This is a genomic window from Methanoculleus sp. UBA413 (genome assembly GCF_002502935.1).
Lineage (GTDB): Archaea > Halobacteriota > Methanomicrobia > Methanomicrobiales > Methanoculleaceae > Methanoculleus > Methanoculleus bourgensis.
Window position 1 is genome coordinate 9,652 of the sequence record NZ_DAQR01000076.1, and the last position, 4,205, is coordinate 13,856.

Here is a 4,205-nt window from a genome sequence, read left to right on the forward strand (position 1 = left end):
GCGACCCGGACGCAGTGCCCGATCGCCTGTGGCGATGTGGGGTCGATCCCCTTGCCGCGGGGGTAGATCATGATCAGGAGCGGCATCCCCCAGCGGTTGCAGTCCCGCACCACCGCGCCCGCAGACTCGATCATCCGTGACTCGTTCGGCGCGCCCAGGTTGATGTGGATGGAGACTGCATCGGCGCCAAGCGCGACCGCCTCCTCCACGGTGCAGACGAGCACCTTATCATTGGGGTCAGGGTTCATCGACGTGCTCGCGGAGAGGTGCACGATGAGACCAATATCCTTTCCGCGTTTCCGGTGCCCTCCCTTCACCATGCCCTTGTGGAGCACGATGGCGTTCGCCCCGGCCTCGCTCACCTCGCTGACGATACCCGTCATGTTGCGGAGCCCCTCGATCTGGCCCATGGTAAACCCGTGATCCATCGGAATGATCACGGCGCGACCGGTGTTCCGGTCCATTATCCGCTCCAGGCGGATCTCTTTTCCAATCATCTTCATCACATCTCAAGAATCTCTACCGCTTCCTCTGCCGACCGTCCCTCATGGATGATCAGCGCCGCGGCCCGTATCAGGCGGTCAGGCGCCGGGTGCTGGAAGGCGTTCCTCCCGATCGATATCCCGGCGGCACCCCCCTCCATCGCGCCCTCCACCAGGTCGAGGATCGCGCGGTCGTCGGTCTTTGAGCCACCCGCGACCACGACCGGCACCGGGCAACCCCGGGTCACCTCGCGGAACGAGTCCGGATCCCCGGTGTAGACGGTCTTGACGATATCGGCGCCGAGTTCAGCCGCAACCCGCGCGGCGAGCTTGACACTCTCGACCTCGTGCTCATCCGCGACCTTCCGGCCCCGGGGGTACATCATCGCAAGGAGCGGCATCCCCCACTCCATGCACGTGACCGCGACCCTGCCGAGGTCTTCAATCATCCTTGCTTCGGAGTCGGCCCCGACGTTGATATGCACCGAAACGCCGTCTGCGCCCATCTTCAGGGCGTTCGTGACGGTGTTTACGAGCACCTTGTCGTTCGGGTCGGGGCCGATGCTGGTGCTCGCCGAGAGGTGCATGATAAGGCCGACGTCCCGCCCATGCCCCCGGTGGCCGTGCAGCGCAAGCCCCAGATGACCGACCACCGCGTTCGCTCCGCCATCGGCGACGAGGTCGATGGTTTTCCCGAGATCGACCAGCCCCGGGATGGGGCCGAGCGTTACGCCGTGGTCAAGCGGCACGATGATGGTCCTGCCGGTATTCCGATCCATAATACGTTCCAGACGAATCTCTTTTCCTCTCATAACCACAATCTCCCCCGGATTTTGAGTGAATACAGTCTCCGGGATGGTTTAAAACCGGATAAAATAGCTATAGAACGCTGCCGCTCCGCAGTCACGGATACCGGCGGTTAAGAACTGGTGTGTTGCTTCTGCGAGGGCGGCTACTCCGTTAACCGAGGTAAAAGCGGTCACCGGCGAAAAAACATTCACCCTGCATTGCGTATATCGTTACGTGTCCTTATATAAAAATGTGCCGGCTGGTGGCGCGAAGGATGAATCCAGGGTCGGCCCGGCCCCCATGAAACCGCGTGCGCGCCTCCCTGGATGCCTCGCTGCTCCGGGGGACAGAAGGTCCCCGGCGCGACGCCAACCACGGTCCACTGCACAGGGATGAGGCTCGTTGTGCAGCCTCATGAGCGTTTCATGGGAAAAAAGTATCAGGGAAGGCCTTACTTCCGGCCCTTCCGAAACGCTATGACGTCGCCGATGGTCATGGTCACCCGTCCCGGCCCGCCGGTGGAGGTGGTATCTTCGGCTGAATCGATCAGCCTGATATCGAGTGCTTTCTCAAGTTTCCGCCGGAGATCGTCTTCGGGGATGAGATCACCCTTCTCGATCTTCTTGATCAGGACTTCACGTTCCTTAACTTCCTGTGCAAGGTCAAGGGTGGACCATTCCTTCTCTTCCCGGGCGACACGAATCCGGTCGGCGTAGTCTTCGACGATCTCTCCCTCCATCATGTCAAAGACATCCCGCGGCCTTCTTCTGGTCTGCGTGACAGCGATGCCCGTTTTTTTCTGGACAACCCTCTGTCGCGATTGCTGGACTTCTGTACCGTGTTTCGCACATCGGACGCAGACACGGAGTTCTGCACCCTCGATCTGAATGGTTTTCGGTGATCCCTGTATGGGAGCACCGCATAGTTCACACTGCATAAGTCTCGCAAACAACTTTATATTCATTTTAACCTATATAATTAATCGAGGAGACCTATGGGAGATATCGCTCGGCAGGCACCAGAGAAGGATACCGGTGAAGACATCTACCAGTATCTCCTGGAACGGATAACTAACCTCGAAAACCGAAACCTGGAGCTACGCGAACAGTTTCGCCAGATGGAATCCGAGAAACGATATATTGAGACCCAGAAGATCCGCTACGAACGCGAACTGCGTAAACTGAAGAGTGAAATCGAACAACTCAGGAGTCCTCCTCTCGTGATCGGGACGGTAACGGATGTGATTGACAACAGCCGGGTGATTGTGCGAAGCAGCGCAGGGCCACGGTTCCTGGTCCGTACATCGCAGCTTATCGACCCTGATCTCCTCAAACCCGGCGTACGGTGCACACTCAATCAGCAGTCCCTCGCCATCGTGGATGTGCTCCCCACAAGTTACGACGCGCAGATCTACGGTATGGAACTGGTTGATTCTCCGGAGGAGACCTACGAGAACATCGGCGGGCTTGAGGCGCAGATTGAGGAGGTCAGGGAAGCGGTCGAGCTCCCCCTGACCAAACCGCACCTCTTCGAGAAGGTCGGGATCTCCCCACCGAAGGGTGTGCTGCTCCACGGGCCGCCCGGCACGGGGAAGACTCTGCTTGCGCGGGCGGTGGCCCACCATACGAACGCGCACTTCCTCCGCGTGGTCGGCTCGGAGCTGGTGCAGAAATACATCGGTGAGGGGGCACGCCTGGTCAGGGAACTCTTCGACCTTGCGAAGCAGAAGTCGCCTTCGATCATCTTCATCGACGAGATCGATGCGATCGGCGCGCACCGGAATGACTCGACGACGTCGGGCGACCGCGAGGTCCAGAGGACGTTGATGCAGCTCCTGGCCGAGATGGACGGGTTCGAGAACCGGGGCGACGTCAAGATCATCGCCGCGACTAACCGGATCGACATCCTCGACCGTGCGCTTCTCCGCCCGGGCAGGTTCGACCGGATGATCGCGATACCGCTCCCCGACCATCAGGGAAGGCTCGCCATCCTAAAGATCCATACCCAGAACATGAACCTTGGCGAGGATGTCAACCTCTCGGAGGTGGCCCGGCTCACTGAGGGCAAGAACGGCGCAGACCTCCGGGCGATATGCATGGAAGCGGGCATGTTTGCCATCAGGATGGAGCACGATACGGTCGGTCACGAGGATTTCATGAAGGCGATCGATAAACTCTCGGTTGATTTTGACCAGCACCATTTCCACACCACCTACGGCGAGATGTTCGCCTGAAAACCACCCTTTTTCTGCGAATCCTCCCGACGGGATGGGCTTTTAGGATCAGTCTTTCGCCCGTGGTTTTAGTTCGAGCTCATCGAACGTCACGACGTGCGAGTCGAAGAGATCGCCCCGGTCGTTTACAAAGATCTGGACAAAGATCTCAGCATGCGTGTTCTCCAGGGATACGACGTCCCCATGTTCCGCCCTGACATCGAAGCCGAGCGACTCCAGTTCTTCGCGGACGGCATCCCGGGTGTGGTAGGTCGAGAGGATTTCCCTGACCTTCTCGATGACGTTCTGCTGCTCCTCCCTGTTTGCGGCCATACTCTCCCCTGAAACTTTACGCTATATTAACCTGTTCTTGAGGATGCCGGTGGGGTGCTGGTACACCGATTCCGAATTATCAGACTCAGTTGACCCCCCGTTCGGGTTCAGGTGCTCGTCCCCACCCGGTGGGGTGGATTCCCCCGGGCTCTCCCCGGGCAGTGGACCGTGGTGACTCTTCGCCTTAGGGAAGGGGGTAGGGGAGGGAGCTCGCCCCATTGGCGCGAACGCAACCATGGGGGCAATGCACTCATGGTGGTACCGGAGAGTCTCAACCTTTGCTGAATCCCAGTCAATTGCTTGAAACCCGGATCTGACGAAGCCCGGATACCAGATCTGGACTGTTCCCCGCCTCACCCAGACAGGGGGCCGTGGTGGGAATCGCCCCG

General features: G+C 59.4%; 5 protein-coding genes. 1 reads left to right on the top strand and 4 read right to left on the bottom strand.

The window, feature by feature from the left end; all coding sequences use genetic code 11:
- The 3 genes from BP858_RS05860 to BP858_RS05870 form a co-directional block, all read right to left on the bottom strand.
- Nucleotides 1–497, bottom strand: a 497-nt coding sequence (locus tag BP858_RS05860) for a 2-amino-3,7-dideoxy-D-threo-hept-6-ulosonate synthase (protein ID WP_286879087.1), incomplete at its 3' end; no start/stop codon positions are given.
- Nucleotides 498–502: 5 nt separating this feature from the next.
- Nucleotides 503–1,294: a 2-amino-3,7-dideoxy-D-threo-hept-6-ulosonate synthase gene (locus tag BP858_RS05865; protein WP_286879086.1), complete on the bottom strand. Its 792-nt coding sequence runs from the start codon at nucleotides 1,292–1,294 to the stop codon at nucleotides 503–505.
- A gap of 428 nt (nucleotides 1,295–1,722) precedes the next feature.
- Nucleotides 1,723–2,235, bottom strand: a complete 513-nt coding sequence (locus BP858_RS05870; protein WP_014867930.1) for a multiprotein bridging factor aMBF1 — start codon at nucleotides 2,233–2,235, stop codon at nucleotides 1,723–1,725.
- Between the two features lie 30 nt (nucleotides 2,236–2,265).
- Here BP858_RS05870 and BP858_RS05875 point away from each other — a divergent pair, with 30 nt between their 5' ends.
- Nucleotides 2,266–3,504 (top strand): proteasome-activating nucleotidase, encoded by a 1,239-nt coding sequence (locus BP858_RS05875; RefSeq protein ID WP_014867929.1) that lies wholly within the window; start codon nucleotides 2,266–2,268, stop codon nucleotides 3,502–3,504.
- Between the two features lie 48 nt (nucleotides 3,505–3,552).
- Here the strand turns inward: BP858_RS05875 and BP858_RS05880 are convergent, their stop codons facing one another.
- Complete coding sequence (locus BP858_RS05880; protein WP_014867928.1) at nucleotides 3,553–3,816, bottom strand: hypothetical protein; 264 nt, start codon at nucleotides 3,814–3,816, stop codon at nucleotides 3,553–3,555.
- Nucleotides 3,817–4,205: the final 389 nt, after the last annotated feature.